Here is a 19,838-nt window from a genome sequence, read left to right as displayed (position 1 = left end):
CAATGAAATGGCCCCACGATGACCAACATCCCCACCGACCTGCTGAGGACCTTCGTCACCATCAAGGACCTGGGTGGTTTCACCAGCGCCGGCGAGCTGCTGGGCCGCTCCCAGCCGGCCATCAGCCTGCAGGTCAAGAAGCTGGAAGAGATCCTCGGCACCAAGATCTTCCTAAGGGGCTCAAGCCTTGAGCTGACCGAGGATGGCGAGTACCTCTACCGGGCCGCCAGGCAGATGCTGGAGATCAATGACCAGATCATCGCCAAGGTAAGGGGCGACAATATTTCGGGTAAGGTACGCCTCGGCATCCCCAACGACTTCGAGCTGGCGTTCCTGGCCAAGGCGCTGAGAAACCTGTCGCGGGTCTACCCCAACATCATCGTCGAGGTGGATTGCGAGATCAGCAAGGTGATACTCCAGCGCTACCAGAAGGGGCATTACGACATCGCCCTGGCCATGGAGCGGGCCAAGGCGAGCGAGGAGAGGGACTCGCGGGACTACCGACTGGAGAGCCTCGAGTGGGTCTTCAAGGAGGGCTATCAGGCCAGCTGCGACGACGAGCCGATTCCGCTGATCGCCTACCCCCAGGGGTGTGTCTATCGCTCGATCATGGAGGAGGCACTACAGGCCCAGCAGCACCCCTATCGCTTCATGTACACCAGCACCAGCCTGCTCGGCATCTTCTCCGCCGTGGAAGAGGGACTCGGCATCACCGCGATGGCACGCTCCGTCATACCGGACCATCTCAGGCATGCCGAAAGCACGGCGGCCCTGCCGGCCCTGGAGCGCGTCTGCATCGGCCTCTACTACAAGGAACCCGAGCTCAACATCGCCTCGCGCCACGTACTGGACTTCCTGAGATCCGGGATCGCCAACCTGTAAACGGCGACCGGCGTAACGCAAGCAGGCCTGCCGGTCAGGGGGATGACCGGCAGGCCTGTTGCCTTCGGGGCGCACGCTCCGATTTGGCCCTTACGGAGCGTGCGTCTGGCGGGTGACGGCCGGGGTCGTCAGTTACCCGAAACGCTGGGCTTCAGATTGTCACCGGAGACCGCCTGGACCTCCCCTGCGCCGTCTACCTCGAGCTTCACGTTGGGGTCGGGGTCATTGACCACCTTCTCGAGCTCCCTGGTCGCCTGGTCGCGATTGAGCAGGCGGCGAATGGTGTTCACGATCATCAGCAGGATCACGATGGAGAACGGGAAGGCGCCGATGATGGTCCCGGTCTGGACCGTATCGACCACTCCGCTGCCGCCGAGGGTCAGCAGCACCGTGGCCACGGCGCCGATGCTGAGCACCAGCACCACCCGGAACCAGGCACCCGCCCGCTTGGGCGCCGAGACGAAGTCCGCCAGGGCGTAGGTACCGGCGTCCAGGGAGGTCACGTAGTAGGTCGCCACCAGCACCGTCGCCACCACCAGCAGCAGGCTGCCCACCACCGGGATGGACTCCAGCATGGCGAAGAGGCCGCTGGCGACGTCCGCATTGACCGCATCGGTGATGCCGCGACCGCTCTTGTCGTCGTAGTAGATGGCTGCGGAGCCCAGCACACCGATCCACAGCATGACGATCAGGGAGGGGATCACGGTGACGCCGATGACGAACTCACGCAGCGTACGCCCCCGAGAGATACGCGCGATGAAGCCAGCCACGAAGGGCGAGAAGGCGATCACCCAGCACCAGATGAACACCGTCCACCAGCCGTTCCAGCTCTGCTGCCATGAGGTCAGCGGCTCGGCTGTGCTCGGTGCATCCGTCCAGAAGCTCATCGGCACGAAGTTGGCGAAGTAGGAGCCGAAGGTCTGGGTGACATTGGAGATGATGAACAGCGTCGGGCCGAAGATGAAGGCGGCCACCACCAACACGACGCTGAGGATGGAGTTGGTCTCGCTGATCAGCCGCATCCCCTTGCTGATGCCGAAGAACGCCGAGATCGCCGCGGCGGTGCCGAGGCCCACGATGACGAACAGCCAGATGGTCGGCCCGGAGGTCACGCCGGTGAATGACGTCAGGCCCGCGGTGAACTGCATGGCGGCGAAGGCGAAGGAGGTGGAAAGGCCCAGGATGGTGGCCATGATCGCCAGCAGCTCCACCACCACGCCGGCACCGCCCCGCGCCCAGCGCGGCAGCAGGTCCACCGTCGCCTCACGGAAGGTCAGGGTCTTGCCCAGGTTGTGGTGCGAATAGGCGAGGCACACCGCGACGACGCAGTACATGGCCCAGGCGGTGAAGCCCCAGTGGAAATAGGCCCAGACGATGCCACCGCCCGCCACGTTGCCTTCCATCGCCTGGAAGACCGGACTCTCGTCACGCAGCATGATCGGCTCGGCCACCGACCAGAAGATCAAGCCGATGCCCTGGCCACAGGCGAAGAGCATGGAGTACCAGGCGAAGTTGCTATATTCGGCCTTCGCCTTGGGGCCACCCAGCCTGACTCGGCTCCCCACCTTGCTGAATACCAGCCAGCCACACACCGCCACGGCGAACAGCGAGTAGAGGATGAACAGCCAGGTGAAGCCACCCGTGACATAGGTTCTCAGATCGAAGATCACCGAGGCGACGCCATCGGGATTGCGAAGCACCATCACGATCAGCGCGATGATGGCGATGGGCGGGGCAAACTGGATGACCAGTCGCCCGATGGGGGGCAGGTCTCGCCCCGTGAATCGCGGGACCGCGACCGGTTCTCTTTTAGGCATCTTGATACCTCACTATTGTTGTACTTGGCATCGTCCTTGATATCTCGGGCCCCGAGGCTCTCTCGAGGCGCCTGACCAGTGACTCAGTTCAAATGCGATACGATTCCCGAGATGCACTCTTCAAGGATCATCTCCCCCTTTTCGGCCGTTGCCTTCAGCGGCGATGAGAGAGTGCCGGAGGGCGCCACCCAGCTCGGGTCGGGGGGAAAGACGTCGTAGGGAGGGAAGCTGGCCGGTTCCACGTCGACGGCCTTGGACATGTCGACGAGTTCGGGATGAATCTTCAGCATGATCGAGGTTTCCAGCACCCCGCCATGCTCCACGGCCCAGCCGGTGAAGCCATCCGGGAACACCTTGGCGACGGTCTCGTCGCTGATGAAGTCCCAGTAGGAAAGCAGGTAGATCCGGATCGAGATTCCCTCCGCCCGGCACTTGTTGACCAGCCTGTCGGCCGCCTCGCAGAGGTGCATGGAGTTCTCGAAATGCCCGTTGATCAGGATGAATTCACGGTTGCCGTGATTCACATAGGCCTGCAGCACATCGAACACATAGTTTTCCAGCGAAGCTCCCGAGACGCAGGTCGTCCCCGGGAAGAAGTTGCCGCCCCCGGACTTCACCTGTGACTTGTAGCCGTAGCTGATGGGCGGTGCGACCAGCATGTTGTCGCCGCGAGACGCCACCTGCTCACCGATATGGCTGGGAATCAGCACATCGGGATTGAGCGACATGTGCGGGCCATGCTGCTCGATGGCACCGACCGGCAGGATGATCCGGCAGCGCCCCTGCTCGGTGAGCGCCTTGTAGGTCATCCAGTCCAGGTTCTCTATCTTGACACTGTTCATCTCGTATTCCCCAGCACGCTATCGTCAAGAAAGGGGGAGCCAAGCTCCCCCTTTGTATTCAACACTTTACTTGATGATATTGTGCTCCGGGCCATACGGGAAGCCGGTGATGTTCTCGGCCCCGTGCTCGTTGACCACCAGGATATCGTGTTCCCGATAGCCGCCGGCACCCGGCTGACCTTCCGGCACCATGATCATCGGCTCCATGGAGACCACCATGTTGGGCTCGAGCACCGTATCGATGTCCTCGCGCAGCTCCAGGCCCGCCTCGCGGCCGTAGTAGTGGCTCAGGGTGCCGAAGGAGTGGCCGTAGCCGAAGGTGCGGTACTTGAGCAGGTCGTGCTTGGCGAAGATCTCGTTGAGCTCGTGGGCGATGTCACAGCAACGCACGCCGGGCTTGATCAGCTCCTGGCCGCGGCGATGAACCTCGCAGTTCACCTCCCACAGACGCAGATGCTCGTCGGAGGCATGACCGAGGAACAGGGTGCGCTCCAGGGCGGTGTAGTAGCCCGAGATCATCGGGAAGGTGTTGAGGCTGAGGATATCGCCGGGCTGCACGCGGCGGCTGGTCACCGGGTTATGGGCACCGTCGGTGTTGATGCCGGACTGGAACCACACCCAGGTGTCCATCAGTTCGCTGTTGGGGTAGGTCTTGGCGATCTCGCGCACCATGGCGGCCTGACCGGCCAGCGATACCTCGTACTCCGGCACGCCGGCGTAGATGGCATCGCGCACGGCCACGCCACCCACGTCGGCGATGCGCGCGCCCTGGCGGATCAGCGCGATCTCCTCGTCGGACTTGATCATGCGCATCTTCATGGTGGGCGCGCCGGCATCGACCAGCTCCACATCGCCCAGCACATCGACCAGCTTCTGCTTGTTTTGCAGCGTCATGTGGTCGAACTCGACCGCGACGCGCCGCTTGCCTTCGCACAGCTGCTTGACGGCCTTGAAGAAGTTGTCCTTCTGCCAGTCGGTGTAGACGATGTTGTCGCCCAGGCGGTTGCGGCGATAGGGCTGGCCGCCGTCGATGTTGGCGGTCACCGTGGTGAAGCGATCCTGGGTCACCACCAGGCCGTAGTCGCGGCCGAACTTGCAGTAGACGAAGTCACTGAAGTAATTGATGTTGTGGTAGGAGGTCAGCACCACCGCATCGACATCGTTCTGGGCCATGTAGTCGCGCAGGCGCGCCAGGCGGCCCTGCATCTCGGCGTCGGAGAAGGTCGGGACGACCTTGTCGCCGTTGGGAATCTCGATCAGTGACGGAAGTTGCATGTTGTTGTCTCCTCTGGGTCCGTGGGATCGACTCACCAGCCGGGGCGTTCGCGGCCCTGTGATGTCGGCCGCCGTCCCCTTCACTTGTCTGTGTTGTGTCGACTGCTGGTGATTCGAATATGGCCAGAGGCACCCCGCGGGACCAATGACTAGTGCAAATGCCGCCATTGGTGCGGGTAATACGCCTTGATTTCAGGGGGTTGACGGGGCAGAAGGTGGTCAGTCCTCACTGTTCAGCGAGCACTACCCACCCATCGGCCAGTCGGAGGGGAAGAGGGAAACAGCCGGAGTCTCAGTCGTCGGTCATCATCAGGTCGCGCATCTTCTGCTCGTCGAGCACCACCAGCCGCTGGCGATCGATATTGATGGCGCCAGCGTCGCGCAGCTTGGCCAGCAACCGGGAGAGAGTCTCCGGGGTCATCGCCAGCTGGGCGGCCAGCCAGCGCTTGGGGATGGTTAGCCGCACCACCCTGGGCTCCTTGCCGCGTCCCGACGGCAGCTGGCGCAGGATGTAGCTGACCAGCCGCGACATGGCGTCGCCCTGGGTAAGCAGCGCCAGGTCCTCGAGGCGGTCGGTGAGTTCCAGCGCCAGGCGACTCATGAACTCGGCGCGACATTCGGGGTGGCGATCCATGGCCTCGCGGCAGCGCTCGGCGGGAATCGACAGCACATGGGTGCGGCGCAGCGCCTCGGAGGAGTAGAGGTAGATGCCCTCCCGGGAGACCATGCTCAGCTCGCCCAGGGTGCCGCCACGCTCCACGCAGCGGATGGTGGCCAGGCGGCCGTCGCCGGCGCTGCGCACCAGGCGCACCGCACCGCTGATCACGATATGCAGCCACTCGGCGGGGGTATCCTGGCGGAACAGCCATTCACGGCTGGCCAGGGTGCGCGGCTCGCAGTCCTCGAGCAGCGCCTCGATCTCCGCGTCGGAGAGCGCGCCCAGCCAGGGCACCCCGCGCACCAGCTCGCGGAGCTGGCGCGGCTTGAACAGCAGGTCAGCGGCCGAACTGGGCGGCTGGGCAGTATCCATGGGCATGTCCTTCCTCCACATCGGTATCGGCGTCGACCAGCAGGTAGCCATGGGCCTGGCTGGCGGCACTCAGCATATGCGATCCCTGGCCGCCGGCCAGCCGCGCCACCGGCGTGCCGGTGCTCCAGTCGAGCACCACACGCAGCAATTCTCGGCGCCCGCGCGGCCCGCGCCGGGAGAAGCCGGCGGTGACCGGAAAGGACTCCAGCGCCGGCGGGGTCATGCCCTGGCGCGCCTGCAGCAGCGGCAGGGCCAGGAACTGCCAGCCCACCAGAGAGGCCACCGGGTTGCCCGGCAGGGCGACCAGCGGTGTGCCGGCCGCGAGTGACTCACCCAGGAAGCCCAGCGCGAAGGGCTTGCCGGGCTTGATGCCAACCCCGTGGAAGGCGATGCCGCCCAGCCGCTCGATGGCGGGCCGTACATGATCCTCCTCCCCCACCGAGACGCCTCCACTACAGACTACCAGATCGGCCTCGTCGCGGGCCCGGCTCAGGGCCTGAAGCAGGTCAAGGGGGTCGTCGAGCAGCACGCCGAGGTCGAGCACCTCGACGCCCGTCCGGGCCATCAGCGCCTTGAGCATCGCGCGGTTGCTGTCGAAGACCTGCCCCGGCGCCCGGGTCGCACCCGGCTCGATCAGTTCGTCGCCGGTGGAGAACAGCGCGATCTTCACGCGGCGCCTCACCGTCACCTCGGCGATGCCGTGGCTCGCCAGCAGGGCGATGGCGGCGGCCTCCAGGCGCGTGCCGGCAGGCAACAGCGACGTGCCGGCGCGGCTCTCCTCGCCCCGGCGGCGGATATTGGCGCCGCGGGGCAGCTCGCCGTCGACGTGGACACGGCCGGCGGCGTCGAGGCGCACCCTCTCCTGGGGCACCACGGCATCGGCGCCCAGCGGCACCGGGGCCCCGGTGAAGATGCGTGCACAGCCCCCTGCCGGCAGGTGCAGCACGCCGGCACCGGCGGGCACGCGCTGCACCACCGGCAGCCCCTCGGGGCCGAGCTCGGCGACGCGCAGGGCGTAGCCGTCCATGGCGCTGTTGTCGACGCCGGGCAGGTCCAGGGCGGCGGCGACCGGCTCCGCCAGCACCCGCCCCTCGGCATCGCCCAGCGCCACCCGCTCGCTCCCCTCCACCGACCGGCCGGCACCGACCATGCGCTCGCGCGCCTCGAACAGGTCGAGCAGACCGGAGGTGACCACCTCGGCGCAGCCGCAGTTCATGCGTCTACCTCCTCACCGGCCTCGGCCTCGCTCGGTGACGGCTGCTCCTGGCGGCTGGCGCAGCTCGCGCCCTGGGGCAGCACCATGGCCACGAAGTTGCAGGGGCGGGTACGCGCATCGAGCTGCTCGACCAGGATGCCGTCCCAGGCGGTGGCGCAGGCCTTGGGCGAGCCGGGCATGGCGAACACCAGGGTACGGTCGATCAGCCCGGCCACGGCGCGGGACTGGACGGTGGAGGTGCCGATGCTCTGGAGCGACAGGTGGCGGAACAGCTCGCCGTAGCCGTCGACCGCCTTGTCGAACAGCGGAGTCAGCGCCTCCGGGGTGGTGTCGCGTCGGGTGAAGCCGGTGCCACCGTTGACCAGCACCACCTGGATATCGTCACGGATCACCCACTTAGAGACCACCGCGCGGATGCGGTAGACGTCGTCGGGCACTATGCGCCGTTCCACCAGGGCATGGCCGGCCTCGGTGAGACGCGCGGAGAGCAGGTCGCCGCTGCCGTCCTCGTCGAAGCCGCGGGTGTCGGAGACGGTAAGCACGGCGATGCCCAGGGGCAGGAAGGGCGTGTTGGCAGAAACATGGGACATGGGGGCCTCCTTTTTGGCCATGATGCGGCAGAGCGGGCGGGAGGGAGGTGACGCGTATCAAGAAAGCGCAAGATCCCGCCGCCGGGCGAGGCGGCAGGATCCCGGGGGAAGGGCTTACTGCATCAGGGCGCTGGCGCTGTCGTCGTCGAGGCTGATCCCCTCGACCCCGATCTCGGCCTCCAGCGCCAGCAGGTAGTGGCGCAGCGCCCGGCGGGTGGCCTGCTCGCGCAGGCTGTGGCGGACGTGCTCGGCCACCTGCTCATAGGGCAGCTCGCGTCCCTCGACGCGCTGGTCGATGGTGACGACATGCCAGCCGTAGCGCGAGGCCAGCGGGCGATCGTGCAGGCCCTCGGGCAGGTGCTGCAGGGCACGGTCGAGCTCGGCCACGGTCTGGCCGGGCGCCAGCCAGCCCAGGTCACCGCCCTCCTCCTTCGAGGGGCAGGCGGAGTGGCGCTGGGCGAACTCGGTGAAGCGCTCGGGCACCTCCTGCAGCTCGCGGACCAGCTTCTCGCCCAGGCGATAGCCGGCGTCGCGGGCCGGGGCGTCGTCCGGCGCGGCGGCCAGCAGCACATGACGCACCCGCAGGCGGGTGGGTTCGCTGAAGCGCTCGGGGTGAGCGGCGTGGAAGCGGCGGCAGTCCGCCTCGGCGGGCTCGGGCACCTCCAGCTCCCGCTCCAGCAGCTCGGCGATGGCCGCATCGGCCTCGTCGAACGCCTCGCCGGCAGCCTCGGTAACCCCCAGGGCGGCCGCCCGCTGGCGCAGCAGCTCGCGCACCACCAGCGCACGGGCCGCCTTGAGCTGGGCGGTGCCGGCGCTGTCCGCCGGATGGTACTGCATCTCCTCGGCGATGGCGGCCTCGGCGATGGTGGCCTCGCCGACCCGGATGGGCGGGGGCGTGGCGCCCCCCGGGATCATCTCGATATCGATCTTCTGCATGGTATTAGCCCCGCTTGCGAACCAGCTGATAGCGACGAGTCACGTAGCCGAAGGGCACGCTCCACACGTGCACCAGGCGGGTGAAGGGAAACAGCAGGATGATGGTCAGCCCCAGGAAGACATGGATCTTGTAGATCCAGGAGACCTCGGCCATGTAATCGGCCGCGCCACCACTGAAGAACACGATGGACTGGGCCCAGCCCGCCAGGGTCAGCATCATCGCGCCGTCCAGGTGGCCCAGCGAGAAGAACACGGTGATCACGCCCAGGCCGGCCTGCAAGACGATCAAGCCGAGGATGGCGGTATCCATCATGCTCGACGAAGCCTTGACCCGCGGGTTGGTCAGGCGACGGTAGAGCAGCATGGCACCGCCGGCCAGGCACAGCACCCCGGCGATACCGCCTATGACGATCGCCAGCACCTGCTTGGTTCCGGCGCTCAGGAAGGGCGCATAGACCCAGTGCGGCGTCAGCATGCCGAACAGGTGGCCGAAGAAGATCACGATGATGCCGATATGGAAGAGGTTGCTGGCGAGACGCATGTTCTTCGACGAGAGCATCTGGCTGGAACCGGTCTTCCAGGTGAACTGGCCGTGGTCGTAACGCAGCAGGCTGCCGACCAGGAACACCGTACCGGCCAGATAGGGGTAGTAGCCATAGATCAGGTGTTGCAGGTATTCGCTAAACATGACGGTTCTCCTTTAGCGATCGGTCGCGGTGCGGTCGGTCTGACCGCTGCCGGGCATGATCCTGACGGGGTCGCTGGGCACGGCCTGCTTGCGCTCGGCGAGTCGGCGACCCTCGGCGGACTGCAGTGCGCAGTCCTCGTCGGAGGCGGCACTGAAGCGCACCGCTTCCTCTTCCCAGACCTCGTCCAGCGCCTCGGGGGTGTCGTCGGGCGCCTCCGCCTTGACGCTGTCGCGGTGGGCCGCGACGTCTTCCTCGGCGCCGATCAGCGCCAGCAGCGCCAGCGGCACCAGAGCATGGTCGGCCTCACGCTCCTCGAGGCGCGCACTGAGCAACGCCAGAATGTGGCGGATCTCGCCCAGCCAGCGACCGATATCGGCCTCCGGGCGGGTCGAGAGGTACTCCAGGAACATCGGCAGGTAGTCGGGCAGCTCACGCGCATCGAGCTCGAAGCCCGCGGCGCGGTATTCGGCCATCAGGTCGACCATCGCCTGGCCACGATCACGGGACTCGCCGTGAACGTGCTCGAAGAGCAGCAGCGAGGTCGCGCGCCCCTTGTCGAACAGCGCCACGTACTCGGACTGCAGTTCCAGCAGGTCGGCCTCCAGCAGGCGCTGACACCAGTCCATCAGGCGAGCGCGAAGCGCCGCCGGAAGCCGGCGCTCGTCGTTGATGATCTCGATCAGCTCCGGCGCGGCGGCCTGGAGTTCCGCGGAGGGATAGTCGAGCAGTCGGGCCAGCACACGCAGACTCAGCATGTCGGGCTCCGCCACGGGGTATTGCATCGCTGCCTCAGCCATGGCGCACCTCCTCGCTCTGGGTCTTGCCCTGTGCAGCGGGGTCGAAGGTCTCGACCGGCTGGACCAGGGTGGTGGTGGTCTTGCGTCCCCCGAAGAGGCTCTGGCTGCTGTCACCATGGCAGCCGTCGCCGAAGGTGAAGCCGCAGCCGCCGCGCTCCGGGAAGGCCTCGGTGGCCATCTCGCGGTGGCTGGTGGGGATCACGAAGCGATCCTCGTAGTTGGCGATGGCCAGGTAGCGGTACATGGACTCCACCTGGGCCTCGGTGAGGCCCACGCTCTCCAGCACCTCGGTCTCGGCCTTGCCCTCGACGTGCTTGCCGCGCATATAGAGGCGCATGGCCATCAGGCGCTTGAGCGCCAGTACCACGGGTGCCTCCTCGCCGGCGGTCAGCATGTTGGCCAGGTACTTGACCGGAATGCGCAGCGACTCGATCTTGGGCATCACGCCGTCGAACTCGACGTTGCCGGCCTCGGCGGCGGACTGGATCGGCGACAGCGGCGGCACGTACCAGACCATCGGCAGGGTGCGATATTCCGGGTGCAGCGGCAGTGCCAGGCCCCAGTCCATGGCCAGCTTGTAGACCGGCGAGGCCTGGGCGGCGACGATCACGTTGTCGGTGATGCCGTCCTTCTTGGCCTGGGCGATGACTTCAGGATCGTTGGGGTCCAGGAAGATCTCACACTGGCGGTGATAGAGGTCACGCTCGTCCGGCGAACTGGCCACTTCCTCGATGCGGTCGGCATCGTAGAGCAGCACGCCGAGGTAGCGGATCCGCCCCACACAGGTCTCGGAACAGATGGTCGGCTGGCCGGCCTCGATGCGCGGATAGCAGAAGATGCACTTCTCGGACTTACCGGTCTTCCAGTTGTAGTAGATCTTCTTGTAGGGACAGCCGGAGATGCACATCCGCCAGCCGCGGCACTTGTCCTGATCGATCAGGACGATGCCATCCTCCTCGCGCTTGTAGATCGCGCCACTCGGGCACGACGCCACACAGGTCGGGTTGAGGCAGTGCTCGCAAAGCCGCGGCAGATACATCATGAAGGTGTTCTCGAACTGGCCGTAGATATCGGCCTGGATCTTCTCGAAGTTCGAGTCCTTGCGCCGCTTGGCAAACTCGGTGCCGAGAATCTCCTCCCAGTTCGGGCCCCACTCGATCTTGTTCATGCGCTCGCCGGAGATCAGCGAACGCGGCCGCGCGGTGGGCTGATGCTCACCCTGCTTGGCGGTGTGCAGATGTTGGTAATCGAAGGTGAACGGCTCGTAGTAGTCGTCGATCTCCGGCAGATCGGGGTTGGCGAAGATGTTCGCCAGCACTCGCCACTTGCCACCGATGCGTGGCTCGATCTTGCCATCCTTGCGGCGCAACCAGCCGCCCTTCCACTTCTTCTGGTTCTCCCACTCCTTGGGATAACCGATACCGGGCTTGGTCTCGACGTTGTTGAACCAGGCGTACTCGACGCCTTCACGACTGGTCCAGACGTTCTTGCAGGTCACCGAACAGGTGTGACAGCCGATGCACTTGTCGAGATTGAGGACCATGCCTACTTGCGAACGAATCTTCATTTGACGGCCTCCTGCACGGTGTCATTGCCTTCGCCATCCAGCCAGTCGATGTTCTTCATCTTGCGAATCAGGACGAATTCGTCGCGGTTGGAGCCGACGGTACCGTAGTAGTTGAAGCTGTAGGAGAGCTGCGCGTAGCCGCCGATCATGTGAGTCGGCTTGGGGCAGATGCGGGTGACCGAGTTATGGAACCCGCCACGCGTCCCGCTGACCTCGGAGCCAGGGATATTGGTGATGCGTTCCTGGGCGTGGTACATCATCACCATGCCGTTCTTGACCCGCTGGCTGACCACGGCACGGGCGGTAATCGCACCATTGGCGTTGTAGAGCTCGATCCAGTCGTTGTCTTCAATGCCGATCGACTGCGCATCGTCTTCCGACAGCCAGGCAATAGGGCCGCCGCGTGACAAGGTCAGCATCAGCAGGTTTTCACTGTAGGTGGAGTGGATCCCCCACTTCTGGTGCGGCGTGATGAAGTTCAGCGCCTTGGTCTTGTAGCCATTGTCGGCCGGAAGCGTGAAGCCCTGCGCCGCCTTGGTATTGATGGGAGGCCGATAGGCCAGCAGGCTCTCGCCGAAGGCGCGCATCCAGGGGTGATCCTGGTAGAACTGCTGGCGGCCGCTGACGGTGCGCCACGGGATCAGCTCGTGGACGTTGGTATAGCCGGCGTTGTAGGAGACGTGCTCGTCCTCGAGGCCGGACCAGGTCGGGCTGGAGATGATCTTGCGCGGCTGGGCAACGATGTCGCGGAAACGGATCTTCTCCTCTTCCTTGGGATGCGCCAGGTGGGTGTGATCCCGCCCGGTGATCTTGGAAAGCGCGTCCCAGGCCTTCACCGCCACCTGGCCGTTGGTCTCCGGCGCCAGGGTCAGGATCATCTCGGCGGCATCCACGGCACTCTCGATCTGCGGACGCCCCTTGTGCGGCCCGTCCAGCTTGCGGTGGTTGAGCTTGCCGAGCAGTTCGACCTCGGATTCGGTGTTCCAGTTGATGCCCTTGCCGCCGTTGCCGATGCTCTGGAGCAGCGGGCCCACGGAGGTGAAGCGCTCATAGGTCTCGGGGTAGTTGCGCTTGACCTCGATCAGTGCCGGCATGGTCTTGCCCGGGATCGGCTCGCACTCGCCCTTCTTCCAGTCCTTGACCTCGACCTGGGAAAGCTCCGCCGGGGAGTCGTGCTGGTGCGGCAGGGTGACCAGGTCGGTCTCCTCGCCCAGGTGCCCCACGCAGGCCTTCGAGAAGGCCTTGGCAATGCCCTTGTAGATGTCCCAGTCGCTGCGTGACTCCCACGCCGGGTCGGTCGCTGCGGTCAGCGGGTGGATGAAGGGGTGCATGTCGGACGTGTTGAGGTCGTTCTTCTCGTACCAGGTCGCCGTGGGAAACACGATGTCCGAGTAGAGGCAGGTGGTGGACATGCGGAAGTCCAGGGTCACCAGCAGGTCGAGCTTGCCCTCGGGCGCCTCGTCATGCCACTTGACCTCTTCGGGTATGGTGCCGCCTTCCTCACCCAGGTCCTTGCCCTGGATACCGTGGCGAGTGCCGAGCAGGTACTTGAGCATGTACTCATGGCCCTTGCCGGAGCTGCCCAGCAGGTTGGAGCGCCAGATGAACATGTTGCGCGGGAAGTTCTGGGGATTGTCCGGGTCTTCCGCCGCGAAGGAGAGCTCGCCACTCTTGAGCTGCTGAACGGCGTAGTCCTTGGTCGACATCCCGGCTTCCTCGGCCTTCTTCGCCAGTCGCAGCGGGTTGGTGGAGAGCTGCGGCGCGGAGGGCAGCCAGCCCATACGCTCGGAGCGCACGTTGAAGTCGATCAGGCTACCCGGATAGTCCTCGGCCTTGGCCAGCGGCGAGAGGATCTCCTTGATCTCGAGCTTCTCGTAGCGCCACTGGGAGGAGTGGTTGTAGAAGAAGGAGGTGGAGTTCATGTGACGCGGCGGACGCTGCCAGTCGAGGCCGAAGGCCAGCGGGGTCCAGCCGGTCTGCGGGCGCAGCTTCTCCTGACCCACGTAGTGGGCCCAGCCGCCGCCGCTCTGACCGATACAGCCGCACATGACCAACATGTTGATCAGGCCGCGGTAGTTCATGTCCATGTGGTACCAGTGGTTCATGCCGGCACCGACGATGATCATGCTGCGCCCCTGGGTCTTGTCGGCGTTGTCGGCGAACTCACGGGCGATGCGCGCACACTGATCCGCCGGCACACCGGTGATCTTCTCCTGCCAGGCCGGGGTGTAGGGGCGGACCTGATCGTAGGACGTGGCACCGTCATCTTCGCTATCGCCGCGGAAACCGCGGTCGATGCCGTAGTTGGCGCACATCAGGTCGAACACGGTGACCGCCAGCATCTCGCTGCCGTCGGCCTTCTTCATTTTCTTGACGGGCAGGTTGTGGAACAGCAGGTCATCCGCCGCCCCCGCGCCTTCGCCTTTCACATGGTCGAAGTGCTCGTGCTCGATGCCGCCGAAGTAGGGGAAGGCGACCCTGGCCACGCTGTCGTGGTGCTCGGCGAGGCTCAGCAGCGGCTTGATCTCGGTGCCTTCGGCGTCGAGGGGCTCGAGGTTCCACTTGCCGACCTCATCACCGGTCTCGCCCCAGCGGAAGCCGATGGAGCCGCGCGGCACCACCAGTTGGTCGCGGGTCTCGTCCCAGGCGACGGTCTTCCACTCCGGGTTGTTCTCCTGACTGAGGCTTGCCTCGAAATCGCTGGCACGCAGCTGACGTCCCGGCGCGTAGCTGCCGTCTTCGCGGGGCTCGAGCTCGACCAGGAACGGCATGTCGGAGTAGCGGCGCACGTAGTCGGTAAAGTAGCTGCTGGGCTTGTCGAGGTGGAACTCCTTGAGGATGACGTGGCCCATGGCCATCGCCAGGGCGGCATCGGTGCCCTGCTTGGCGGAGAGCCACTCGTCGGTAAGCTTGGAGACCTCGGCATAGTCCGGGGTGATCGAGACGGTCTTGGTGCCCTTGTAACGCACCTCGGTGAAGAAGTGGGCATCCGGGGTGCGGGTCTGGGGCACGTTGGAGCCCCAGGCGATGATATAGCCGGAGTTGTACCAGTCGGCGGACTCGGGCACGTCGGTCTGCTCGCCCCAGGTCATCGGCGATGCCGGCGGCAGGTCGCAATAGAAGTCGTAGAAGCTCATGCAGACGCCGCCGATCAGCGACAGGTAGCGGCTGCCTGCGGCATAGCTGACCATGGACATGGCGGGAATCGGCGAGAAGCCGATGATGCGGTCGGGGCCATACTGCTTGGCGGTGTAGACGTTGGAAGCCGCGACCAGCTCGTTGAGCTCGTCCCAGTTGCCGCGCACGAAGCCCCCCATGCCGCGGGCACGCTTGTACTGCTTGGCCTTGGCCGGGTCCTCGACGATGGAGGCCCAGGCATCGACCGGATCCCCCTTCGCCTCGAGGGCCTCGCGCCACAGCTTGAGCAGCGGTTTCCTGATCAGGGGGTACTTGAGACGGTTGGCGCTGTACATGTACCAGGAGTAGCTGGCACCGCGCGGGCAGCCCCGTGGCTCATGGTTGGGCAGGTCCGGCCGGGTGCGCGGGTAGTCGGTCTGCTGGGTCTCCCAGGTGACCAGGCCGTTCTTGACGTAGATCTTCCAGCTGCACGACCCGGTGCAGTTCACCCCGTGGGTGGAGCGCACGACCTTGTCGTGCTGCCAGCGCTGACGGTAGCTGTTTTCCCAGCCGCGAGACTCGTCGCGAAGCTCGCCGTGGTCGTTGGCGAAAGGCTCGCGGGCCTTGCGGAAGAAGTTCAGCCGATCGATGAAGTGACTCATGGTCGCTCTCCAGGCTCCTGAAAAGATGCGTGGCCCCGCCGGACCACCCGGTCGGCCTTGGTCGAATGCGCGCGGCGCGGACCAGGGCCGGTGACATGCAGGCAATTCTGGGCGATGGCGGCCGCGAATACTGCCCGGTTACCTCCATATACCCCTGGTCTACCCCCAAGGGGATAGGCCCCCCACGCCGCCAGGGTGATAGCCGTCATCAGGGCTTCATCCGTCCTATCCCGCTGGCGTGATCCCAGACCATCACCAGCATGCACACCACCAGCGAGGCGTAGAGGAACATGAACCCCGCGGTGCGGATGCCCACCCATAGGTTGCCCAGGGCGAACATCACCGGCAGCAGTGCGCCGAACAGCCCGCCCAGGGTCAGCGAGAGGCCGCCCACCAGGGCCAGGTTGGGGCCATGGTCGCGGTGGATCATGCGCATCAGGCTGCCCTGGCCGACCCCCATGATCAGGCCCATGGTCACCAGCAGCGCCAGGAAGCCCCACAGCGGCGCCGTGTAGCGCAGCGTGAGCACCCGCTCCACCCCCTCGATCCGCATGGTGAAGGGGGGGTAGGAGAGCAGGAACAGGCACACCAGCACGCAGGCGCTGACCCACCAGCGCAGGGCGCGAAAGTCACGCGCATCGCTCCAGGCGCCCCCCGCCACCTGGCCCAGGCCCACCACCACCGGAAAGGGCAGCGCCAGCATGGCGGCATCGCGCAGCCCCAGGCCGTACTGAGCGCCGAGGTAGGCAGGCACCCACAGCGACAGGGCCACGAAGGCGCCGTAGAAGAAGCTGTAGACCAGCGCCAGACGCCAGGGACGCCAATGGTGCAGGGCCGCCAGCCACCCCACGCGCGCCTCCCTGGCCAGGCCGTCGTCATCGGGGTCGGCATCGGCAGCCGGGGCCGGATCCTCGGCGAATAGCCACAGCAGGGCGGCCACCGCCAGTACCGGCAGCAGATAGAGCATGGGGGCGCTGCGCCAGCCGTAGGCCTGGCTGATCAGCGGCAGCAGCAGATAGCTGAGGCCGGCGCCCATCATGCCGGCGCCGTAGAGGCCCAGGGCCAGCCCGGCGTGACGCCGCGGGCAGAGCTCCCCCACATAGACCAGCCCCGCCGCGAGTGACCCCGCCCCCAGCCCCAGACCGGCGCCGGAGAGCAGGAAGTGCGGGTAGCTGCTGGAGTGGGCCACCGCCCACAGGAAGGGACAGATCAGCAGCAGGCAGGCGATCATCACGCGTCGCCCCCCATGACGCCGGGCCAGGGCCGCCATGGGCAGCGCCGCCAGTGCGCCGGTCACCATGGGCGTGGCCAGCAGTAGCGCGAAGCCGAGCTCGCCCAGGTCCAGCTGGTCGCTCAGCTCGAGCCCCAGCACCGCGAAGATGGTCCAGCTGGCGAACACCAGGGCGAAGGCCAGCGGCGACAGCATCACCACCACCAGCGGGCGGTAGCCGACGACGTCGGCATCGCGGTCAGACGGGAGTGACATCATGGGGCCAGGCAACGGTGGAGTGTCCGTCAAAGTCTCAGCAGGGCGCTCCCCGGGGTCAAAGGGGCAGTGGAGGTATCCGCCCTACCCCCTTGGGTGTAGTAGACTCCAGGCAGCACCCTGCACAGCGCCACTCCCCCGACAGCCCGCGAGTCCTATGAAACTGCTGCAACGCTCCCTGGTGGCACGCATCATCGCCTCGCTGCTCGCCATCACTGCCATGGCCCTGGTCAGCATCGTGGTCACCATGACGGTGGCCAACGACAGTCGCGGTGACGCCGGTGCCATCAACATGGCCGGCTCGCTGCGCATGAACACCTACCAGATCGTCGCTGCCCTGCAGCGCTACGAGCAGCAGCCCGAGCCGGCGCAGCGCGAGCGAGTCGTGGCGCTGATGGACCACTTCGAGACGCGCCTGGTCAGCCCCGCGCTGACCGCCGCCCTGCCCGGGGCCGAGGACCACCCGCTGCGGGAGCGGCACCGGACGCTCCAGGAGCGCTGGGCCGAGGCCCTGGCCCCCCAGGTCACCCGCACGCTCGACGGCGGTGGGCTGGAGGTCGGCGCCATGCGCCAGACCCTGGACGGCCTGGTCGGCGATATCGACGCCATGGTCACCCTGCTCGAGCAGAACAGCGAGTCGAAGCTCCGCCTGCTCAGCGCCCTGCAGATCCTGTTCCTGGCGCTGACCGCGGTGGTGGTGGCCATCGCCCTCTACGATATCCGCCACAACCTGGTGGCACCGCTGCACCAGCTGGTGGTACTGGCCCGGGAGGCGGCCCAGCGCAACTTCGCCTACCGCACGCATCTCACCGGCAACGATGAACTCGCCCTGCTGGGGCGCACCTTCGACGGCATGGCCGCGGAGCTGGCGGAGAGCTACGCCGAGCTGGAGGCGCGCGCCTCGCGCAAGAAGGTGGAGCTCGAGCGCAGCAACCGCGCCATGGAGGTCATGCACGAGGGCAGCCGCGCCCTCTACGGCGGTGGCAACGACCTGTGTGCCAGTGCCGCCCCCATGCTGCGCCACCTCGAGCAGCTGCTCGAGGTGGGGCCGCTCCGGCTGTCGCTCAACGACTCCTTTGATGACCGCCAGATCCCGATTCTGGCCACCCACTCGCCGCGTCGTCCGGAGTACTGCCGCGACCACGACTGTCACGCCTGCCTGCTCGACCCCCAGCCGCTCAAGCTGGAGCAGACCGAACAGGGCGAGTGCCTGCTGCTGCCGGTGAGCGTCGGCGAGCTGATGCTCGGCACCCTCGAGGTGTGGCATCCCAGGAGCCAACCGCTCTCCGATAGCGTACGCCGCCTGCTCAACGCCCTGGCCGACCAGCTGGCCACCGCGGTCTACCTGCAGCGGCGCATCGAGGAGCAGCAACAGGTGACGCTGATGAACGAACGCGCCATCATCGCCCGTGAGCTGCACGACTCCCTGGCCCAGTCGCTCTCCTATCTCAAGATGCAGGTGGCGCGCCTGGAGCGCATGCAGCACAAGGGAGCGACGCAGGAGAGCCAGGCGGCGGTGTTCGATGAGCTGCGCACCGGGCTCGACAGCGCCTACCGCCAGCTGCGCGAGCTGCTCACCACCTTCCGCCTCAAGCTCGAGGCGCCGGGGCTGGCCAGCGCCCTGCGCCAGACCACCAGGGAGTTCGGCGATAGGCTGGGCTTCGCCGTGGAGCTCGATGTCGACGTGCCGCCCCACCTGCTCAACCCCAACGAGGAGATCCACGTGCTGCAGGTGGTGCGCGAGGCGTTGGCCAACGTCCTCAAGCACGCCAACGCCCACTGGGCCGCCGTTACCATCGCCTTCCAGGCGGCGCGGGTGCGTGTCGCCATCGAGGACGACGGCGTGGGCCTTGCGGACGACAGCTCACCACCGATGCACTACGGCCTGGTGATCATGCGCGACCGCGCCGAGACCCTGGGTGGCCGCATGATGCTGGGCAATCGCCCCGGCGGTGGCACCCGGGTCGAGCTGACCTTCACGCCCCAGACCGCGCGCCTGATCCACCAGCAGGCCAGCGCCGACGGCATCGCCCCCGCTGCCGGCGCGGCGGCCGATCCCCCCCATGGCAACAGGAGCCCAGGATGACCGACACCACGACCGAGCACCCCGCCACCATCCTGATCATCGACGACCATCCCCTGCTGCGTCGCGGTGTCTCCCAGCTGCTGGAGCTGGAGGATGACCTGCTGCTCGCCGGCGAGGCCGGCGAGCCCGAGGAGGGCATCCGCCTGGCGCTGGAGCTCGACCCCGACATGGTGCTGCTCGACCTCAACATGCCGGGGATGGACGGCATCGAGACGCTCAAGCGCCTGCGCAGCGGTGGCTTCGCCGGCCGGGTGGTGATGTTCACGGTCTCCGACAATGAAGAGGACGTGGTCAACGCCCTGCAATCGGGCGCCGACGGCTACCTGCTCAAGGACATGGACCCCGACGAGATGGTGCGCCAGCTGCGCCAGGCCTCCCTGGGGCGCATGGTGATCAGCGAGAGCCTCACCGCACTGCTCGCCGAGGCGCTGCGCAGCCAGCGCCGTCAGCCGGCAGCGCCGGATATCCACAGCCTGACCCAGCGCGAGCGCGAGATCCTGCGTGAGCTGGCCGCGGGGCTCTCCAACAAGATGATCGCCCGCAAGCTCGAGATCACCGAGGGCACGGTGAAGGTGCACGTCAAGCACCTGCTCAAGAAGCTCAACCTGCGCTCGCGGGTCGAGGCCGCGGTGTGGGCGGTTCAGGAGGGCATCGAGCGCTAGCCGAGGCCCGGCTCTGTGTGGATGGTTCTGTGTGGATACCTCCAAATACCCCCGGGGCGCCGACGCGCCCCCTCCCTCCCCGCTCACGAGCGGAATAACCCTTTATAGACAGCAACCTGAAAGACATCCCCCTCTACCCCCCAGGAGGTATGCCCGCCCGTCGCCGAGCCTTTCGCCACGTTTC

15 protein-coding genes are annotated in these 19,838 nt (G+C 66.4%); 3 read left to right on the top strand and 12 right to left on the bottom strand.

Features of this window, described 5'->3' with window-relative positions; all coding sequences use genetic code 11:
• The first annotated feature begins 18 nt into the window (after positions 1-18).
• Positions 19-882 (top strand): LysR family transcriptional regulator, encoded by an 864-nt coding sequence (locus tag RAN53_RS08570; RefSeq protein ID WP_305796398.1) that lies wholly within the window; start codon positions 19-21, stop codon positions 880-882.
• A gap of 128 nt (positions 883-1,010) precedes the next feature.
• Here RAN53_RS08570 and RAN53_RS08565 read toward each other — a convergent pair whose 3' ends face one another.
• From RAN53_RS08565 to RAN53_RS08510, 12 genes are all read right to left on the bottom strand, one after another.
• Positions 1,011-2,699 (bottom strand): BCCT family transporter, encoded by a 1,689-nt coding sequence (locus RAN53_RS08565; RefSeq protein WP_305796397.1) that lies wholly within the window; start codon positions 2,697-2,699, stop codon positions 1,011-1,013.
• Positions 2,700-2,782: 83 nt separating this feature from the next.
• Entirely contained in the window at positions 2,783-3,541 is a 759-nt protein-coding gene (locus RAN53_RS08560; RefSeq protein ID WP_305796396.1) for a creatininase, read from the bottom strand.
• A gap of 66 nt (positions 3,542-3,607) precedes the next feature.
• Positions 3,608-4,816 carry a M24 family metallopeptidase gene (locus RAN53_RS08555; RefSeq protein WP_305796395.1) on the bottom strand — a complete coding sequence of 403 codons (1,209 nt, stop codon included), beginning with the start codon at positions 4,814-4,816 and terminating at the stop codon, positions 3,608-3,610.
• Positions 4,817-5,108: 292 nt separating this feature from the next.
• Positions 5,109-5,846 (bottom strand): Crp/Fnr family transcriptional regulator, encoded by a 738-nt coding sequence (locus tag RAN53_RS08550; RefSeq protein ID WP_305796394.1) that lies wholly within the window; start codon positions 5,844-5,846, stop codon positions 5,109-5,111.
• Positions 5,812-7,062: a gephyrin-like molybdotransferase Glp gene (gene glp / locus RAN53_RS08545; protein ID WP_305796393.1), complete on the bottom strand. Its 1,251-nt coding sequence runs from the start codon at positions 7,060-7,062 to the stop codon at positions 5,812-5,814. Before glp ends, RAN53_RS08550 begins: the two co-directional genes overlap by 35 nt.
• Positions 7,059-7,652 (bottom strand): molybdenum cofactor biosynthesis protein B, encoded by a 594-nt coding sequence (gene moaB, locus RAN53_RS08540; RefSeq protein WP_305796392.1) that lies wholly within the window; start codon positions 7,650-7,652, stop codon positions 7,059-7,061. Before moaB ends, glp begins: the two co-directional genes overlap by 4 nt.
• A 114-nt stretch (positions 7,653-7,766) precedes the next feature.
• Entirely contained in the window at positions 7,767-8,588 is an 822-nt protein-coding gene (locus RAN53_RS08535; protein ID WP_305796391.1) for a peptidylprolyl isomerase, read from the bottom strand.
• Between the two features lie 4 nt (positions 8,589-8,592).
• A complete protein-coding gene (gene narI / locus RAN53_RS08530; RefSeq protein ID WP_305796390.1) occupies positions 8,593-9,276 on the bottom strand; it encodes a respiratory nitrate reductase subunit gamma in 684 nt (227 codons plus the stop codon).
• A gap of 12 nt (positions 9,277-9,288) precedes the next feature.
• Positions 9,289-10,074, bottom strand: a complete 786-nt coding sequence (gene narJ / locus RAN53_RS08525; RefSeq protein ID WP_414842970.1) for a nitrate reductase molybdenum cofactor assembly chaperone — start codon at positions 10,072-10,074, stop codon at positions 9,289-9,291.
• On the bottom strand, positions 10,067-11,641 hold the full coding sequence (narH, locus tag RAN53_RS08520) for a nitrate reductase subunit beta (RefSeq protein WP_305796388.1): 1,575 nt from the start codon (positions 11,639-11,641) through the stop codon (positions 10,067-10,069). The genes narJ and narH overlap by 8 nt, the downstream gene beginning before the upstream one ends.
• The gene (locus tag RAN53_RS08515; protein WP_305796387.1) at positions 11,638-15,420 is read right to left on the bottom strand and encodes a nitrate reductase subunit alpha; all 3,783 of its coding nucleotides are present in this window, start codon (positions 15,418-15,420) and stop codon (positions 11,638-11,640) included. The genes narH and RAN53_RS08515 overlap by 4 nt, the downstream gene beginning before the upstream one ends.
• A 208-nt stretch (positions 15,421-15,628) precedes the next feature.
• Positions 15,629-16,906 (bottom strand): MFS transporter, encoded by a 1,278-nt coding sequence (locus RAN53_RS08510; RefSeq protein ID WP_305796386.1) that lies wholly within the window; start codon positions 16,904-16,906, stop codon positions 15,629-15,631.
• A gap of 157 nt (positions 16,907-17,063) precedes the next feature.
• On the opposite strand from RAN53_RS08510, the gene RAN53_RS08505 reads away from it, so the two are divergent.
• Positions 17,064-18,992, top strand: coding sequence for a histidine kinase (locus RAN53_RS08505; RefSeq protein ID WP_305796385.1), 1,929 nt, complete (start codon positions 17,064-17,066; stop codon positions 18,990-18,992).
• Positions 18,989-19,654: a two-component system response regulator NarL gene (gene narL / locus RAN53_RS08500; protein WP_305796384.1), complete on the top strand. Its 666-nt coding sequence runs from the start codon at positions 18,989-18,991 to the stop codon at positions 19,652-19,654. Before RAN53_RS08505 ends, narL begins: the two co-directional genes overlap by 4 nt.
• Positions 19,655-19,838: the final 184 nt, after the last annotated feature.

The organism is Halomonas sp. SSL-5, assembly GCF_030708455.1.
Lineage (GTDB): Bacteria > Pseudomonadota > Gammaproteobacteria > Pseudomonadales > Halomonadaceae > Halomonas.
This window is presented reverse-complemented; position numbering and strand designations above follow the sequence as displayed.

Excerpts from the sequence above, each read along its gene's own strand:
- RAN53_RS08570 (WP_305796398.1), top strand. The coding sequence starts at position 19 with ATGACCAACATCCCCACCGACCTGCTGAGGACCTTCGTCACCATCAAG.
- RAN53_RS08565 (WP_305796397.1), bottom strand. The coding sequence starts at position 2,699 with ATGCCTAAAAGAGAACCGGTCGCGGTCCCGCGATTCACGGGGCGAGAC.
- RAN53_RS08560 (WP_305796396.1), bottom strand. The coding sequence starts at position 3,541 with ATGAACAGTGTCAAGATAGAGAACCTGGACTGGATGACCTACAAGGCG.
- RAN53_RS08555 (WP_305796395.1), bottom strand. The coding sequence starts at position 4,816 with ATGCAACTTCCGTCACTGATCGAGATTCCCAACGGCGACAAGGTCGTC.
- RAN53_RS08550 (WP_305796394.1), bottom strand. The coding sequence starts at position 5,846 with ATGGATACTGCCCAGCCGCCCAGTTCGGCCGCTGACCTGCTGTTCAAG.
- glp (WP_305796393.1), bottom strand. The coding sequence starts at position 7,062 with ATGAACTGCGGCTGCGCCGAGGTGGTCACCTCCGGTCTGCTCGACCTG.
- moaB (WP_305796392.1), bottom strand. The coding sequence starts at position 7,652 with ATGTCCCATGTTTCTGCCAACACGCCCTTCCTGCCCCTGGGCATCGCC.
- RAN53_RS08535 (WP_305796391.1), bottom strand. The coding sequence starts at position 8,588 with ATGCAGAAGATCGATATCGAGATGATCCCGGGGGGCGCCACGCCCCCG.
- narI (WP_305796390.1), bottom strand. The coding sequence starts at position 9,276 with ATGTTTAGCGAATACCTGCAACACCTGATCTATGGCTACTACCCCTAT.
- narJ (WP_414842970.1), bottom strand. The coding sequence starts at position 10,074 with ATGGCTGAGGCAGCGATGCAATACCCCGTGGCGGAGCCCGACATGCTG.
- narH (WP_305796388.1), bottom strand. The coding sequence starts at position 11,641 with ATGAAGATTCGTTCGCAAGTAGGCATGGTCCTCAATCTCGACAAGTGC.
- RAN53_RS08515 (WP_305796387.1), bottom strand. The coding sequence starts at position 15,420 with ATGAGTCACTTCATCGATCGGCTGAACTTCTTCCGCAAGGCCCGCGAG.
- RAN53_RS08510 (WP_305796386.1), bottom strand. The coding sequence starts at position 16,906 with ATGTCACTCCCGTCTGACCGCGATGCCGACGTCGTCGGCTACCGCCCG.
- RAN53_RS08505 (WP_305796385.1), top strand. The coding sequence starts at position 17,064 with ATGAAACTGCTGCAACGCTCCCTGGTGGCACGCATCATCGCCTCGCTG.
- narL (WP_305796384.1), top strand. The coding sequence starts at position 18,989 with ATGACCGACACCACGACCGAGCACCCCGCCACCATCCTGATCATCGAC.